Source organism: Pseudomonas anguilliseptica (assembly GCF_021375795.1).
Classification (GTDB): Bacteria; Pseudomonadota; Gammaproteobacteria; order Pseudomonadales; family Pseudomonadaceae; genus Aquipseudomonas; species Aquipseudomonas anguilliseptica_A.
This window is the reverse complement of record NZ_JAEIOI010000011.1, coordinates 1-16,661: the sequence shown is the minus strand read 5'-3', so window position 1 is coordinate 16,661 and position 16,661 is coordinate 1. Positions and strand designations below refer to the sequence as shown.

The following is a 16,661-nucleotide window of genomic DNA, read 5'->3' as shown; positions in this document are numbered from 1 at the left end:
TGCCGATCGAAGACGTGTTCTCGATCTCCGGTCGCGGTACTGTGGTAACTGGCCGTATCGAGCGCGGTATCGTCAAGATCCAGGAAGAAATCGAGATCGTTGGTCTGCGTGACACCACCAAGACCACCTGCACCGGCGTTGAAATGTTCCGCAAGCTGCTCGACGAAGGTCGTGCTGGCGAGAACTGCGGCGTTCTGCTGCGCGGCACCAAGCGTGACGACGTTGAGCGTGGTCAGGTTCTGGTCAAGCCGGGTTCGGTCAAGCCGCACACCACCTTCACTGCAGAAGTGTATGTGTTGAGCAAAGAAGAAGGCGGTCGNCGTCACACTCCGTTCTTCAAAGGCTACCGTCCTCAGTTCTACTTCCGTACTACTGACGTAACCGGTAACTGCGAACTGCCGGAAGGCGTTGAGATGGTAATGCCAGGTGATAACGTGCAAATGACCGTTACCCTGATCAAGACCATCGCAATGGAAGAAGGTCTGCGTTTTGCCATTCGTGAAGGCGGTCGTACCGTCGGCGCCGGCGTAGTTGCAAAGATCATCGCTTAATCGATTGATCTGCTTTGTTCGGGCCGGCATAATGGTCGGCCTGATTCTGTTTTAGGTCAGTAGCTCAATTGGCAGAGCGACGGTCTCCAAAACCGTAGGTTGGGGGTTCGATTCCCTCCTGACCTGCCATTTTCCTAGAATTTGGCGCGTCTTTTTACAGGATATTAGTAGATGAATGTTAAGGCTGAGGCCAAAGAATCCCGCTTTGATCTACTTAAGTGGCTGGCTGTTGCAGCTCTGGTAGTTGTTGGCGTGGTTGGTAATCAGTATTTCTCTGCTGAGCCAATTCTGTATCGCGTTCTAGCTCTCTTGGTTATTGCCGTAGTGGCTGGTGTGATTGCTCTGCAAACCTCGAAGGGTCAAGCCTTCTGGGTGCTGGCAAAAGAAGCTCGCGTTGAGATTCGTAAAGTCGTTTGGCCAACTCGCCAGGAAACCACGCAGACAACTCTGATTGTTGTGGCTGTTGTTTTGGTAATGGCGTTGCTGTTGTGGGGCTTAGACTCCCTGCTTGGTTGGCTTGTTTCGTTGATTGTCGGTTAAAGGTGTCCCGTGGCTAAGCGTTGGTACGTTGTGCATGCTTACTCGGGTTACGAGAAGCATGTTATGCGCTCGCTGATCGAGCGTGTAAAGCTTGCTGGTATGGAAGATGTTTTTGGTGAAATTTTGGTCCCTACCGAAGAAGTGGTAGAGATGCGTAATGGCCAGAAGCGCAAGAGCGAGCGTAAGTTTTTCCCAGGTTATGTCCTGGTGCAGATGGAAATGAGCGAGGCGACTTGGCACTTGATCAAGGACACCCCTCGCGTGATGGGCTTCATCGGTGGTACAGCTGACAAGCCTGCGCCCATTACTGAAAAAGAAGCTGATGCCATCCTGCGTCGTGTTGCTGATAGCGGTGACAAGCCTAAGCCAAAAACACTGTTTGAGCCGGGTGAAATGGTGCGCGTGACTGATGGTCCGTTTGCTGATTTCAGCGGTGTGGTTGAAGAAGTGAACTACGAGAAGAGCCGAATTCAGGTTGCGGTGACCATCTTCGGTCGCTCTACGCCGGTCGAGCTGGAGTTCAGTCAGGTCGAAAAGGCATAACTGACACAAGCATCCCTTACCCCGCAGCCCTGGGCTGCGGGGTTTTGTCGTCACTGGGATAAATAGGTAATAACTGGGGAGCCGTAAGGCGCTAGAACCCAAAACTGGAGTAGCTCATGGCTAAGAAAATTACGGCTTATATCAAGCTGCAAGTAAAGGCTGCACAAGCCAACCCGTCGCCACCCGTCGGCCCTGCTCTGGGTCAGCACGGCGTGAACATCATGGAATTCTGCAAGGCGTTCAACGCCAAGACTCAGGGCATGGAACCCGGTCTGCCGACTCCAGTGATCATCACTGTTTACAGCGACCGTAGCTTCACTTTTGAAACCAAAAGCACCCCTGCTTCAGTTCTGCTGAAGAAGGCTGCTGGCCTGACCAGCGGTTCGGCTCGTCCGAACAGCGTCAAGGTTGGCACTGTGACTCGTGCTCAGCTGGAAGAGATCGCCAAAACCAAGCAGGCTGATCTGACTGCCGCTGATATGGATGCAGCTGTGCGTACTATCGCCGGCTCCGCTCGTAGCATGGGCCTCAACGTGGAGGGTGTGTAATGGCTAAGTTGACCAAGCGTCAAAAGGCAATCGCTGAGAAGGTTGAAGCTGGCAAGGCTTATAACTTCGTTGAAGCGGCTGCTCTGCTGGCTGAGCTGTCGGCAGTAAAGTTTTCTGAGTCCGTAGATATTGCCGTCAACCTCGGTGTTGACCCGCGTAAATCCGACCAGGTTGTTCGTGGCGCCACCGTTCTGCCGAACGGCTCGGGTAAAACCGTACGCGTTGCTGTGTTCACCCAGGGTCCAGCTGCTGAAGCCGCTCTGGCTGCCGGCGCTGACCGCGTAGGCATGGACGAGCTGGCAGCTGAAATGAAAGGCGGCGACCTGAACTATGACGTAGTTATTGCTTCCCCGGATGCAATGCGCGTTGTTGGTCAACTGGGTCAAGTGCTCGGTCCGCGCGGCCTGATGCCTAACCCGAAAGTCGGTACCGTGACTCCTGACGTCGCTACCGCTGTGAAGAATGCCAAAGCTGGTCAAGTGCGTTTCCGTACTGACAAGAACGGCATCATCCACGGTTCCGTCGGCAAGGTCGGTTTTGACGCCGAGAAGCTGAAGCAGAACGTTGAAGCCCTGATCGCTGATCTGAAGCGCCTGAAGCCGTCGACCTCGAAAGGTGTCTACGTCAAGCGCGTTACCCTGAGCACCACTATGGGCCCAGGTCTGATCATCGACCAGAGCTCGCTGGACGCGTAATAAATGAGGCGGCGCACTGATTGCGTCGCTTTGAAGGTTTGGGGTCCCTGCTTTGCGGGGGCTATCCAAGACCGTAGGTGGCGCAAGCCTTAAACCAACAGCCTACGCAGATGGTGCTCCCGATTCTTACCGAATCAGACACCAAAACGACATCCACCTTCGGGCGGATGAAACGGTAACAAGCAGGAGTTAAACCCGTGGCAATTAAACTCGAAGACAAGAAGGCCATCGTCGCTGAAGTCAACGAGGCTGCCAAAGGTGCCCTGTCCGCTGTCGTGGCTGATGCCCGTGGTGTGACAGTAGGCGCTATGACCGGACTCCGTAAAGAGGCCCGCGAGGCTGGCGTATACGTACGTGTTGTACGTAATACCCTGCTCAAGCGCGCCGTTGAAGGCACCGAGTATTCGGTTCTCAACGACGTGTTCAAAGGCCCGACCCTGATTGCATTCTCCAAGGAACATCCGGGCGCTGCTGCTCGTATTTTCAAAGAGTTCGCCAAGGGTCAGGACAAGTTCGAGATCAAGGCAGCTGCGTTCGAGGGCAAGTTCCTCGCAGCAAACGAGATCGATGTGTTGGCTTCGCTGCCAACTCGCGACGAAGCTATTGCTCGACTGATGAGCGTGATTCAAGGCGCTACCAGCAAGCTGGCTCGTACTCTGGCGGCCATTCGCGACCAGAAAGAAGCTTCCGCTGCCTAAGGCTGCGTAGTTTCTTTCAAAATCATATGTTTAATTTGATGGCTGCGTAGGCTGTCACCCCAATACAGGATTTAAAGTCATGTCTCTGACTAACGAACAAATCATCGAAGCAATCGGCCAGAAAACCGTTCTGGAAGTTGTTGAACTGATCAAAGCAATGGAAGAAACCTTCGGCGTTACCGCTGCTGTTGCCGCTGCTGGCCCAGCTGTTGCTGCCGCTGTTGTTGAAGAGCAAACCGAGTTCAACGTTATCCTGGCCGACGCTGGCGAGAAGAAAGTTAACGTGATCAAGGCTGTTCGTGAACTGACCGGTCTGGGCCTGAAAGAAGCCAAGGCTGTCGTTGACGGCGCTCCAGGCATGGTTCTGGAAGGTGTTGCTAAAGACGCTGCTGATAAAGCTAAAGCTGCTTTGGAAGAAGCTGGCGCCAAAGTCGAGCTCAAGTAAGCGACGACCTTGCGTCTACAGCCCAAGCGTTGAGCGAAAGGCTGATGGCTGGTGGCTTTTGCCACCGGCCTTTTTCCGTTCTAGGTCGGCGAATCATTGGCCGGCCTGGGGCGCGAAAACCCCGCCCGAAGTGGCGGCGCAAACCTAGGGTTTGCAAGAGTTTCTGGCAACTCCCTTCGGAGGGGCCAAATAAGCAGGTGACCAAGCTGGGGAACGCTGATGGCTTACTCATACACTGAGAAAAAACGTATCCGCAAGGACTTTAGCAAGTTGCCGGATGTCATGGATGTGCCGTATCTCCTGGCCATCCAGCTGGATTCGTATCGCGAATTCCTGCAGGCAGGAGCGACCAAGGACCAGTTCCGCGACATTGGCCTGCATGCGGCCTTCAAGTCTGTTTTCCCGATTATCAGCTATTCCGGCAATGCTGCTCTGGAGTATGTCGGTTATCGCCTGGGCGAGCCGGCTTTTGATGTCAAAGAATGCGTACTGCGTGGCGTTACTTTCGCCGTGCCGCTGCGAGTCAAAGTCCGTCTGATCATTTTCGACAAAGAGTCGTCGAACAAAGCGATCAAGGACATCAAAGAGCAAGAAGTGTACATGGGCGAAATTCCGCTCATGACCGAGAACGGTACCTTCGTTATCAACGGTACCGAGCGCGTTATCGTGTCCCAGCTGCACCGTTCCCCAGGCGTGTTCTTCGACCACGACCGTGGCAAGACTCACAGCTCGGGCAAGCTGCTGTACTCGGCGCGCATCATTCCTTACCGCGGCTCCTGGCTGGACTTCGAGTTCGACCCGAAGGACGCGGTATTCGTGCGTATTGACCGTCGCCGCAAACTGCCGGCGTCCGTCCTGCTGCGCGCGCTGGGCTACAGCACTGAAGAAGTGCTGGATGCTTTCTATGCGACCAACGTATTCCATGTGAAGGGTGAGTCCCTGAATCTGGAACTGGTACCGCAGCGTCTGCGTGGTGAAGTTGCTGTTCTCGACATCAAGGACGAGAAAGGCAAGGTCATCGTTGAGCAGGGCCGCCGGATTACCGCGCGTCATATCAACCAGCTGGACAAGGCTGGCATCAAAGAGCTGGAAGTTCCGATCGACTACCTGATCGGTCGCACCACGGCCAAGGCCATCGTGCACCCGGCTACCGGCGAAATCATCGCCGAATGCAACACCGAGTTGAACGTCGAGATCCTGGCCAAAGTGGTCAAGGCTCAGGTTGTGCGCATCGAAACGCTGTACACCAACGATATCGACTGCGGTCCGTTCATCTCCGACACCCTGAAGATCGACAGCACTACCAATCAGTTGGAAGCGCTGGTCGAGATCTATCGCATGATGCGTCCTGGCGAGCCGCCAACCAAGGATGCTGCCGAGACCCTGTTCAACAACCTGTTCTTCAGCGCCGAGCGTTACGACCTGTCGGCCGTTGGCCGCATGAAGTTCAACCGTCGTATCGGTCGCACCGAGATCGAAGGTTCGGGCGTGCTGAGCAAGGAAGACATCGTCGAGGTGCTCAAGACCCTCGTTGATATCCGTAACGGTAAAGGCATTGTCGACGACATCGACCACCTGGGTAACCGTCGTGTTCGCTGCGTAGGCGAAATGGCCGAGAACCAGTTCCGCGTTGGCCTGGTGCGTGTCGAGCGTGCGGTCAAAGAGCGTCTGTCGATGGCCGAAAGCGAAGGCCTGATGCCGCAGGATCTGATCAACGCCAAGCCGGTTGCGGCGGCGGTGAAAGAGTTCTTCGGCTCCAGCCAGCTTTCGCAGTTCATGGACCAGAACAACCCGCTGTCCGAGATCACCCACAAGCGCCGTGTTTCGGCTCTTGGCCCAGGCGGTCTGACCCGTGAGCGCGCCGGCTTCGAAGTCCGTGACGTACACCCGACCCACTACGGCCGTGTATGCCCGATCGAAACCCCTGAAGGTCCGAACATCGGTCTGATCAACTCCCTGGCGGCCTATGCCCGCACCAACCAGTACGGCTTCCTGGAAAGCCCGTACCGTGTGGTGAAGGACACCCTGGTCACCGACGAGATCGTCTTCCTGTCCGCCATTGAAGAGGCCGATCACGTGATCGCCCAGGCTTCGGCGACCATGAACGACAAAGGTCAGCTGGTCGATGAACTGGTAGCTGTACGTCACCTCAACGAATTCACCGTCAAGGCGCCGGAAGACGTCACCCTGATGGACGTGTCGCCGAAGCAGGTAGTTTCGGTTGCCGCTTCGTTGATTCCGTTCCTCGAGCACGACGACGCCAACCGCGCGTTGATGGGTTCGAACATGCAGCGTCAGGCTGTACCGACCCTGCGCGCCGACAAGCCGCTGGTAGGTACCGGCATGGAGCGTAACGTAGCGCGCGACTCCGGCGTTTGCGTGGTGGCCCGTCGCGGTGGCGTGATCGACTCGGTCGATGCCAGCCGTATCGTGGTTCGCGTTAATGATGACGAAGTCGAAACTGGCGAAGCCGGTGTCGACATCTACAACCTGACCAAGTACACCCGCTCTAACCAGAACACCTGCATCAACCAGCGCCCGCTGGTGAGCAAAGGTGACAAGGTTGAGCGCAGCGACATCCTGGCCGACGGCCCGTCCACCGACATGGGTGAACTGGCGCTGGGTCAGAACATGCGCGTGGCGTTCATGCCGTGGAACGGTTTCAACTTCGAAGACTCCATCTGCCTCTCCGAGCGCGTGGTGCAAGAAGATCGTTTCACCACCATCCACATTCAGGAACTGACCTGTGTGGCGCGTGACACCAAGCTCGGTTCGGAAGAAATCACTTCCGACATCCCGAACGTCGGTGAGTCGGCGCTGAACAAGCTGGACGAAGCAGGCATCGTGTATGTCGGTGCTGAAGTCGGCCCAGGCGACATTCTGGTTGGCAAGGTCACGCCGAAAGGCGAAACCCAGCTGACTCCGGAAGAGAAGCTGCTGCGTGCGATCTTCGGTGAGAAGGCGTCTGACGTTAAAGACACCTCCCTGCGTGTGCCGACTGGCACCAAAGGTACCGTTATCGATGTTCAGGTCTTCACTCGTGATGGTGTGGAGCGCGATGCGCGTGCCCTGTCGATCGAGAAGAGCCAGCTCGACGAGATCCGCAAGGACCTCAACGAAGAGTTCCGCATCGTTGAAGGCGCAACCTTCGAGCGTCTGCGTTCTGCTCTGGTTGGCAAGAAAGCCGAAGGCGGCGCTGGACTGAAGAAGGGCGCAGAAGTCACCGACGAGTTCCTCGACGGCCTCGAGCGCGGCCAGTGGTTCAAACTGCGCATGGCGGACGATGCGCTGAACGAGCAGTTGGAAAAGGCCCAGGCCTACATCTCCGACCGCCGTCAGCTGCTCGACGACAAGTTCGAAGACAAGAAGCGCAAGCTGCAGCAAGGCGATGACCTGGCTCCAGGCGTGCTGAAGATCGTCAAGGTTTACCTGGCAATCCGTCGTCGCATCCAGCCGGGCGACAAGATGGCCGGTCGTCACGGTAACAAGGGTGTGGTCTCGGTAATCATGCCGGTCGAAGACATGCCGCACGACATCCACGGCACGCCAGTGGACATCGTACTGAACCCGCTGGGCGTACCGTCGCGTATGAACGTCGGGCAGATCCTCGAAACCCACCTGGGCCTCGCGGCCAAAGGTCTGGGCGAGAAGATCAACCGCATGCTCGAAGAGCAGCGCAAGGTCGCCGAGCTGCGTAAGTTCATGCAGCAGATCTACAACGAGATCGGCGGTCGTCAGGAAAGCCTGGATGAGCTGAGCGATCAGGAAATCCTCAAGCTGGCGAACAACCTCAAAGGCGGTGTGCCGATGGCCACCCCGGTGTTCGACGGTGCCAAGGAAAGCGAAATCAAGGCCATGCTGAAACTGGCAGACCTGCCAGAAAGCGGCCAGATGCGCCTGATCGATGGCCGGACTGGTAACCAGTTCGAGCGTCCGACCACCGTTGGCTACATGTACATGCTGAAACTGAACCACCTGGTGGACGACAAGATGCACGCGCGTTCCACGGGTTCCTACAGCCTGGTTACCCAGCAGCCGCTGGGTGGTAAGGCGCAGTTCGGTGGTCAGCGCTTCGGTGAGATGGAGGTCTGGGCACTGGAAGCCTACGGCGCCGCCTACACCCTGCAGGAAATGCTGACCGTGAAGTCGGACGACGTGAACGGCCGTACCAAGATGTACAAAAACATCGTGGACGGTGATCACCGTATGGAGCCGGGCATGCCCGAGTCCTTCAACGTACTGATCAAAGAGATCCGTTCGCTGGGTATCGACATCGATCTGGAAACCGAATAACACGTGACGCGAATCGAGAGCGGGGCTGCCTAGCCCGCTCTCTGCTCCGCCAGGAGGAAAGGCCTTGAAAGACCTACTGAATTTGCTGAAAAACCAGGGTCAAGTCGAAGAGTTCGATGCCATTCGCATCGGTCTTGCTTCGCCTGAGATGATCCGTTCGTGGTCGTTCGGTGAAGTTAAAAAACCGGAAACCATCAACTACCGTACGTTCAAACCTGAGCGTGACGGCCTGTTCTGCGCCAAGATCTTTGGCCCGGTAAAGGATTACGAGTGCCTGTGCGGTAAGTACAAGCGCTTGAAGCATCGCGGCGTGATCTGCGAGAAGTGCGGCGTTGAAGTGGCCCTGGCCAAGGTTCGTCGTGAGCGCATGGCGCACATCGAACTGGCTTCGCCGGTTGCCCACATCTGGTTCCTGAAATCGCTGCCGAGCCGTATCGGTTTGCTGATGGACATGACCCTGCGTGATATCGAACGCGTGCTCTATTTTGAGAGCTATGTCGTTATCGACCCGGGCATGACCACCCTGGAAAAAGGCCAGCTGCTGAACGACGAGCAGTACTTCGAAGCCCTCGAAGAGTTCGGTGATGACTTCGACGCCCGCATGGGGGCTGAAGCCGTCCGCGAGCTGCTGCACGCGATCGACCTGGAGCACGAGATTGGCCGTCTGCGCGAAGAGATTCCACAAACCAACTCGGAAACCAAGATCAAGAAGCTGTCCAAGCGTCTGAAACTGATGGAAGCCTTCCTCGGCTCCGGCAACCTGCCTGAGTGGATGGTGTTGACCGTTCTGCCGGTTCTGCCGCCAGATCTGCGTCCGCTGGTTCCGCTCGACGGTGGCCGCTTCGCGACTTCGGATCTGAACGATCTGTATCGCCGTGTGATCAACCGTAACAACCGTCTGAAGCGCCTGCTCGATCTGTCCGCGCCGGACATCATCGTGCGCAACGAAAAGCGCATGCTGCAGGAAGCGGTCGACGCCCTGCTCGACAACGGCCGTCGCGGTCGCGCCATCACTGGCTCGAACAAGCGTCCGCTGAAGTCGCTGGCTGACATGATCAAAGGTAAGCAAGGTCGCTTCCGTCAGAACCTGCTCGGTAAGCGCGTGGACTACTCCGGTCGTTCCGTTATTACCGTAGGCCCGACCCTGCGCCTGCACCAGTGCGGTCTGCCGAAGAAGATGGCTCTCGAGCTGTTCAAGCCGTTCATTTTCGGCAAGCTGGAAATGCGTGGTCTGGCGACCACCATCAAGGCTGCCAAGAAGATGGTCGAGCGTGAGCTGCCAGAGGTTTGGGACGTTCTCGCCGAAGTGATTCGCGAACACCCCGTGCTGCTCAACCGTGCGCCAACCCTTCACCGTCTGGGCATCCAGGCGTTCGAACCAGTACTGATCGAAGGTAAAGCGATTCAGCTGCACCCGCTGGTCTGCGCCGCGTACAACGCCGACTTCGACGGTGACCAGATGGCCGTTCACGTGCCGCTGACGCTGGAAGCCCAGCTGGAAGCGCGCGCGCTGATGATGTCGACCAACAACATCCTCTCGCCCGCCAACGGTGAGCCGATCATCGTTCCGTCGCAGGACGTGGTACTGGGTCTGTACTACATGACCCGTGAAGCGGTGAACGCCAAGGGTGAAGGTCGCGTATTCGCCGATCTGCAGGAAGTCGACCGCGTATTCCGTGCCGGCGAAGCGTCCCTGCATGCCCGCGTGAAAGTGCGTATCAACGAAACCATCAAAGAGAAAGATGGTTCGATCACCAAGAACACTCGCATCGTCGACACCACTGTCGGTCGTGCGCTGCTGTTCCAGATCGTACCGGCCGGCCTGTCCTACGACGTGGTCAACCAGTCGATGAAGAAGAAGGCGATCTCCAAGCTGATCAACCAGTGCTACCGCACTGTGGGTCTGAAGGACACCGTGATCTTCGCCGACCAGCTGATGTACACGGGTTTCGCTTACTCGACCATCTCTGGTGTGTCGATCGGCGTGAACGACTTCGTTATCCCGGATGAGAAGGCGCGCATCATCGACGCGGCTACCGAGGAAGTGAAGGAAATCGAATCGCAGTACGCCTCCGGCCTGGTTACCCAGGGCGAGAAGTACAACAAGGTGATCGATCTCTGGTCCAAGGCCAACGACGAAGTCTCCAAGGCGATGATGGCCAACCTCTCGAAAGAGCCGGTTGTCGATCGCGAAGGCAAGACCGTTGAGCAGGAATCGTTCAACTCCATGTACATGATGGCCGACTCTGGTGCGCGGGGTTCTGCTGCGCAGATCCGTCAGCTGGCCGGTATGCGTGGCCTGATGGCCAAGCCGGACGGCTCCATCATTGAAACGCCGATCACCGCGAACTTCCGCGAAGGTCTGTCGGTTCTGCAGTACTTCATCTCCACTCACGGTGCTCGTAAAGGTCTGGCGGATACCGCACTGAAGACCGCGAACTCCGGTTACCTGACTCGTCGTCTGGTAGACGTGGCCCAGGATCTGGTCGTGACTGCAATCGATTGCGGTACCGAGCATGGCCTGCTGATGACCCCGCACATTGAAGGCGGTGACGTTGTAGAGCCGCTGGGTGAGCGCGTATTGGGTCGTGTGATCGCCAAGGATGTACCGAAGCCAGGCAGCGATGAAATTATCGTTCCGGCCGGTACCCTGGTTGACGAGCAGTGGGTTGAGTTCATCGAGCGCAACAGCATCGACGAAGTGGTTGTACGCTCGCCAATCACCTGCGAAACCCGTTACGGCATCTGCGCCAAGTGCTACGGTCGCGACCTGGCTCGCGGTCATCAGATCAACATCGGTGAAGCAGTCGGCGTTATCGCTGCTCAGTCGATCGGTGAGCCGGGTACCCAGCTGACCATGCGTACGTTCCACATCGGTGGTGCGGCCAGCCGGACCTCGGCGGCTGACAGCGTACAAGTGAAGAACGGCGGTGCGGTACGTCTGCACAACCTCAAGCACGTTGAGCGTCTGGACGGCAACCTGGTTGCAGTGTCGCGTTCCGGCGAGTTGGCGATTGCCGACGAGTTCGGTCGTGAGCGTGAGCGCTACAAGCTGCCGTACGGTGCTGTTATCTCCGTGAAGGAAGGCGACAAGGTCGACGCTGGCGCAATCGTTGCCAAGTGGGACCCGCACACCCACCCGATCGTTACCGAAATGAAAGGTACCGTGACCTATGTGGGCATGGAAGAAGGCATCACCATCAAGCGCCAGACCGACGAACTGACCGGTCTGACCAACATCGAAGTCCTCGATCCGAAGGATCGTCCGGCTGCCGGCAAGGAAATTCGCCCTGCCGTTAAGATGGTGGGTGAAGATGGTAAGGATCTGCTGCTGCCAGGTACCGACGTACCGGCTCAATACTTCCTGCCGGCGAACGCCCTGGTGGGTGTGGCGAACGGTGCTCAGGTGGGCGTGGGTGATGTTATCGCCCGTATCCCGCAAGAGACCTCGAAGACCCGTGACATCACCGGTGGTCTGCCGCGTGTTGCTGACCTGTTCGAAGCCCGTCGCCCGAAAGAAGCGTCGATCCTCGCCGAGATCAGCGGCACCATCTCGTTTGGTAAAGAGACCAAAGGCAAGCGCCGTCTGGTTATCACGCCGACCGATGGCAGTGATCCGTACGAAGAGCTGATCCCGAAATGGCGTCACCTGAACGTGTTCGAAGGTGAGCAGGTCAACAAGGGTGAGGTGATCTCCGACGGTCCGAGTGATCCGCACGATATCCTGCGTCTGCTGGGTGTCAGCGCGCTGGCCAAGTACATCGTCAACGAGATCCAGGACGTGTACCGCCTGCAGGGCGTGAAGATCAACGACAAGCACATCGAGACTATCCTGCGCCAGATGCTGCGCAAGGTCGAAGTGGCTGAGTCGGGCGACTCCAGCTTCATCAAGGGTGACCAGATGGAGCTGACCGCGGTACTGGGTGAAAACGAGCGTCTGGCTGCAGAAGACAAGTTCGTCGCCAAGTACACCCGCGTGTTGCTGGGTATCACCAAGGCGTCGCTGTCCACCGAGTCGTTTATCTCGGCGGCCTCCTTCCAGGAAACCACTCGCGTTCTCACCGAGGCGGCGGTTACTGGCAAGCGTGACTACCTGCGTGGTCTGAAAGAAAACGTGGTCGTGGGTCGTCTGATCCCGGCCGGTACCGGTCTGGCCTATCACAGCGAGCGCAAGCGCAAGCGTGAAGCGGCTCAGCCAGTACGCGTCAGCGCCAGTGAAGTGGAAGCCGCACTGACCGAAGCGCTGAACTCCAGCGGTAATTAAGTACAAAGCCCCGCTAGTTCGCTAGCGGGGCTTTGTCTTGACTGGGGCGGTGAGTCTCTTTAGACTCATGCACCCCTAAATTTGGCAGGGCACGTGCTCTGCCATTTTGTTTGTAGGGCAATAGCGTCGCAAGACAACAGTGGAGCTTAAGATGGCAACTATCAACCAGCTGGTACGTCAGCCGCGTAAGCGTATCGTCGAGAAATCCGACGTACCTGCGCTGCAGAACTGCCCGCAGCGTCGTGGTGTGTGCACTCGCGTGTATACCACTACGCCGAAAAAACCTAACTCGGCACTGCGTAAAGTTTGCCGTGTGCGTCTGACCAACGGTTTCGAGGTTTCCTCGTACATCGGCGGTGAAGGCCACAACCTGCAAGAGCACAGCGTCGTTCTGATTCGCGGCGGCCGTGTAAAAGACTTGCCAGGTGTGCGTTACCACACCGTGCGCGGTTCGCTGGATACCTCCGGCGTTAAAGACCGTAAGCAGGGTCGTTCGAAGTACGGTACCAAGCGTCCGAAGTAATCGGCGCGCTGTACTGAATTGCGAGTTTCTATTTTTCTGAGTCGATAAGAGTAAGGTCGGGCATCCACCTCGGGGTGCAGTCCCGGGCTAACCTGAAGACCGTTTGAGGGCTTATCAAATGCCAAGACGTCGTGTAGCAGCCAAGCGCGAAGTGCTTGACGATCCAAAATACGGAAGCCAAATCCTGGCCAAGTTCATGAACCACGTAATGGAAAGCGGCAAGAAAGCCGTTGCCGAGCGTATCGTTTATGGCGCCCTGGACAAGGTTAAAGAGCGTAAGAACAGCGATCCCCTGGAAATCTTCGAGAAAGCTCTCGACGCCATCGCTCCGCTGGTCGAAGTGAAGTCGCGCCGTGTAGGCGGTGCTACTTACCAGGTTCCGGTCGAAGTTCGTCCGTCCCGTCGTAACGCTCTTGCCATGCGCTGGCTGGTAGATTTCGCCCGTAAGCGTGGCGAGAAATCCATGGCCCTGCGTTTGGCGGGCGAGCTGTTGGATGCTGCAGAAGGCAAAGGTGCTGCAGTTAAGAAGCGTGAAGACGTGCACCGCATGGCAGAAGCCAACAAGGCTTTCTCGCACTACCGCTTCTAAATCTGGCATCTCAATATTTGCGAGGGCTTTATGGCTCGTACTACACCGATTAACCGCTACCGTAATATTGGTATCTGTGCGCACGTTGATGCGGGCAAGACCACCACTACCGAGCGGATCCTGTTCTACACAGGTCTCAGCCACAAGATGGGTGAGGTGCATGACGGCGCGGCAACGACCGACTGGATGGTGCAGGAGCAGGAGCGTGGTATCACCATTACCTCCGCTGCTGTAACCACCTTCTGGAAAGGTTCGCGTGGTCAGTATGACAACTACCGCGTAAACGTTATCGATACCCCCGGACACGTAGACTTCACCATCGAAGTAGAGCGTTCGCTGCGTGTACTCGACGGCGCTGTTGTAGTGTTCTGTGGTACTTCCGGCGTTGAGCCGCAGTCCGAAACCGTATGGCGTCAAGCCAACAAGTACGGCGTTCCACGTGTTGTTTACGTGAACAAGATGGACCGTGCGGGCGCCAACTTCCTGCGCGTAATCGGCCAGATCAAGAACCGCCTGGGTCACACCCCGGTTCCAGTTCAGTTGGCTATCGGTGCGGAAGAGAACTTCGAAGGTCAGATCGATCTGATCAAGATGAAGGCTATCTACTGGAACGATGACGACAAAGGCACCACGTATCGCGAGGAAGAAATTCCTGCAGATATGCTGGAGTTGGCTGAAGAGTGGCGCTCCAACATGGTTGAGGCTGCTGCCGAAGCCAGCGAAGAGCTGATGAACAAATACCTTGAAGAAGGTGAGCTGACTGTCGAAGAGATCAAGGCCGGCCTGCGTGCGCGCACCTTGGCCAGCGAGATCGTTCCGGCTGTCTGCGGTTCGTCGTTCAAGAACAAGGGTGTTCCCCTGGTTCTCGATGCTGTTATCGACTTCCTCCCGGCTCCGACCGAGATCCCTGCGATCAAAGGTATTCATCCGGACATCATTGACAAGCCGAAAGATACGCTGGTCGATGCTGACTACGATGAGCGTCATGCTGATGACGCAGAGCCGTTCTCCGCTCTGGCCTTCAAAATTGCCACCGACCCATTCGTCGGTACGCTGACCTTCGTTCGCGTTTACTCGGGCTTCCTGAGCTCCGGTGACTCAGTGATCAATTCGGTCAAGGGCAAGAAAGAGCGCGTTGGTCGTATGGTGCAGATGCACGCCAACCAGCGTGATGAAATCAAAGAAGTACGTGCAGGCGATATCGCTGCTCTGATTGGCATGAAGGACGTCACCACTGGTGACACCCTGTGCTCGATCGAGAAGCCGATCATCCTTGAGCGTATGGACTTCCCGGAGCCGGTAATTTCGGTGGCTGTAGAGCCGAAAACCAAGGCTGACCAGGAGAAGATGGGTATTGCTCTGGGCAAGCTGGCTCAGGAAGACCCGTCGTTCCGCGTCAAAACTGACGAAGAAACCGGTCAGACCATCATCTCCGGTATGGGTGAGCTGCACCTGGATATCCTCGTTGACCGCATGAAGCGCGAGTTCAACGTTGAGGCCAACATTGGTAAGCCTCAGGTTTCCTACCGCGAGAAAATCACCAAGAACTGCGAAATCGAAGGCAAGTTCGTGCGTCAATCCGGTGGTCGTGGCCAGTTCGGTCATTGCTGGATTCGCTTCGCGCCTGCTGATGAAGGTCAGGAAGGTCTGGTTTTCGTCAACGAAGTCGTAGGTGGTGTGGTTCCGAAGGAATACATCCCGGCGATCCAGAAGGGTATCGAAGAGCAGATGAAGAACGGCGTTGTTGCCGGCTATCCGCTGATCGGCCTGAAGGCAACCGTGTTCGATGGTTCCTACCACGACGTCGACTCCAACGAGATGGCGTTCAAGGTAGCGGCTTCCATGGCGACCAAGCAGCTGGCCCAGAAGGGTGGCGGTGTTGTGCTTGAGCCGATCATGAAGGTGGAAGTAGTAACCCCTGAGGACTACATGGGTGACGTGATGGGTGACCTGAACCGTCGTCGTGGTCTGATCCAGGGTATGGAAGATTCGGTATCGGGCAAAGTGATCCGTGCTGAGGTTCCGCTGGGTGAGATGTTCGGTTACGCGACCGACGTCCGTTCCATGTCTCAGGGTCGCGCAAGCTACTCCATGGAATTCTCCAAATACTCCGAAGCTCCGGCGAACATCGTCGAAGCTCTGGTTAAAAAACAAGGCTGATTCAGCCCTTTAGGCAAGGAGTTAATTGTCGTGGCTAAAGAAAAATTTGAACGTAACAAACCGCACGTCAACGTAGGCACCATCGGTCACGTTGACCACGGTAAAACCACTCTGACTGCTGCTCTGACTCGCGTCTGTTCCGAAGTATTCGGTTCGGCTCGTGTTGACTTCGACAAGATCGACAGCGCCCCGGAAGAGAAAGCTCGTGGTATCACCATCAACACTGCGCACGTAGAGTACGATTCCAACATTCGTCACTACGCGCACGTTGACTGCCCGGGTCACGCCGACTATGTGAAGAACATGATCACCGGTGCTGCCCAGATGGACGGCGCTATCCTGGTTTGCTCGGCCGCTGATGGTCCGATGCCGCAAACTCGCGAGCACATCCTGCTGTCCCGTCAGGTAGGCGTTCCGTACATCGTTGTCTTCCTGAACAAGGCTGACATGGTTGACGACGCTGAGCTGNTGGAGCTGGTTGAAATGGAAGTGCGTGACCTGCTCAGCACTTACGATTTCCCGGGCGACGACACTCCGATCATCATCGGCTCCGCGCTGATGGCGCTGAACGGTGAAGACACCAACGAAATGGGCACCAGCGCTGTTAAGAAGCTGGTGGAAACTCTGGATACCTACATCCCAGAGCCGGTTCGTGCAATCGACAAGCCGTTCCTGATGCCGATCGAAGACGTGTTCTCGATCTCCGGTCGCGGTACTGTGGTAACTGGCCGTATCGAGCGCGGTATCGTCAAGATCCAGGAAGAAATCGAGATCGTTGGTCTGCGTGACACCACCAAGACCACCTGCACCGG

At 56.8% G+C, this 16,661-nt stretch carries 11 protein-coding genes, 1 tRNA gene and 4 pseudogenes; all 16 read left to right on the top strand.

Annotated features, from left to right (window positions below; genetic code table 11):
- Positions 1-319: pseudogene (locus IOD17_RS19120) on the top strand (EF-Tu/IF-2/RF-3 family GTPase); the annotation flags it as partial.
- 1 nt (position 320) lies between these two features.
- Positions 321-551 (top strand): annotated as a pseudogene (locus tag IOD17_RS19115) (elongation factor Tu); the annotation flags it as partial.
- A gap of 53 nt (positions 552-604) precedes the next feature.
- Positions 605-680: transfer RNA gene (locus IOD17_RS19110), tRNA-Trp, on the top strand.
- 42 nt (positions 681-722) lie between these two features.
- Positions 723-1,091 carry a preprotein translocase subunit SecE gene (gene secE, locus IOD17_RS19105; protein WP_233686603.1) on the top strand — a complete coding sequence of 123 codons (369 nt, stop codon included), beginning with the start codon at positions 723-725 and terminating at the stop codon, positions 1,089-1,091.
- Positions 1,092-1,100: 9 nt separating this feature from the next.
- Positions 1,101-1,634 (top strand): transcription termination/antitermination protein NusG, encoded by a 534-nt coding sequence (gene nusG, locus IOD17_RS19100; protein ID WP_108489519.1) that lies wholly within the window; start codon positions 1,101-1,103, stop codon positions 1,632-1,634.
- A 116-nt stretch (positions 1,635-1,750) separates the two neighbouring features.
- A complete protein-coding gene (gene rplK / locus IOD17_RS19095; protein WP_108096542.1) occupies positions 1,751-2,182 on the top strand; it encodes a 50S ribosomal protein L11 in 432 nt (143 codons plus the stop codon).
- Positions 2,182-2,877: a 50S ribosomal protein L1 gene (gene rplA / locus IOD17_RS19090; protein WP_233686602.1), complete on the top strand. Its 696-nt coding sequence runs from the start codon at positions 2,182-2,184 to the stop codon at positions 2,875-2,877. Before rplK ends, rplA begins: the two co-directional genes overlap by 1 nt.
- A 197-nt stretch (positions 2,878-3,074) precedes the next feature.
- Positions 3,075-3,575 (top strand): 50S ribosomal protein L10, encoded by a 501-nt coding sequence (rplJ, locus tag IOD17_RS19085; RefSeq protein WP_108489516.1) that lies wholly within the window; start codon positions 3,075-3,077, stop codon positions 3,573-3,575.
- Between the two features lie 79 nt (positions 3,576-3,654).
- Complete coding sequence (gene rplL / locus IOD17_RS19080) at positions 3,655-4,020, top strand: 50S ribosomal protein L7/L12 (RefSeq protein WP_233686601.1); 366 nt, start codon at positions 3,655-3,657, stop codon at positions 4,018-4,020.
- Between the two features lie 219 nt (positions 4,021-4,239).
- A complete protein-coding gene (gene rpoB / locus IOD17_RS19075; protein WP_233686600.1) occupies positions 4,240-8,313 on the top strand; it encodes a DNA-directed RNA polymerase subunit beta in 4,074 nt (1,357 codons plus the stop codon).
- A 64-nt stretch (positions 8,314-8,377) separates the two neighbouring features.
- Positions 8,378-12,577, top strand: a complete 4,200-nt coding sequence (rpoC, locus tag IOD17_RS19070; RefSeq protein ID WP_233686599.1) for a DNA-directed RNA polymerase subunit beta' — start codon at positions 8,378-8,380, stop codon at positions 12,575-12,577.
- Between the two features lie 151 nt (positions 12,578-12,728).
- Positions 12,729-13,100, top strand: a complete 372-nt coding sequence (gene rpsL / locus IOD17_RS19065) for a 30S ribosomal protein S12 (RefSeq protein ID WP_003463319.1) — start codon at positions 12,729-12,731, stop codon at positions 13,098-13,100.
- A 118-nt stretch (positions 13,101-13,218) separates the two neighbouring features.
- Complete coding sequence (gene rpsG, locus IOD17_RS19060) at positions 13,219-13,689, top strand: 30S ribosomal protein S7 (RefSeq protein ID WP_010490886.1); 471 nt, start codon at positions 13,219-13,221, stop codon at positions 13,687-13,689.
- Positions 13,690-13,719: 30 nt separating this feature from the next.
- Positions 13,720-15,849, top strand: a complete 2,130-nt coding sequence (fusA, locus tag IOD17_RS19055) for an elongation factor G (RefSeq protein WP_233686598.1) — start codon at positions 13,720-13,722, stop codon at positions 15,847-15,849.
- Positions 15,850-15,879: 30 nt separating this feature from the next.
- A pseudogene (locus tag IOD17_RS19050) lies at positions 15,880-16,317 on the top strand (GTP-binding protein); the annotation flags it as partial.
- 1 nt (position 16,318) lies between these two features.
- Positions 16,319-16,661 (top strand): annotated as a pseudogene (locus IOD17_RS19045) (elongation factor Tu); the annotation flags it as partial.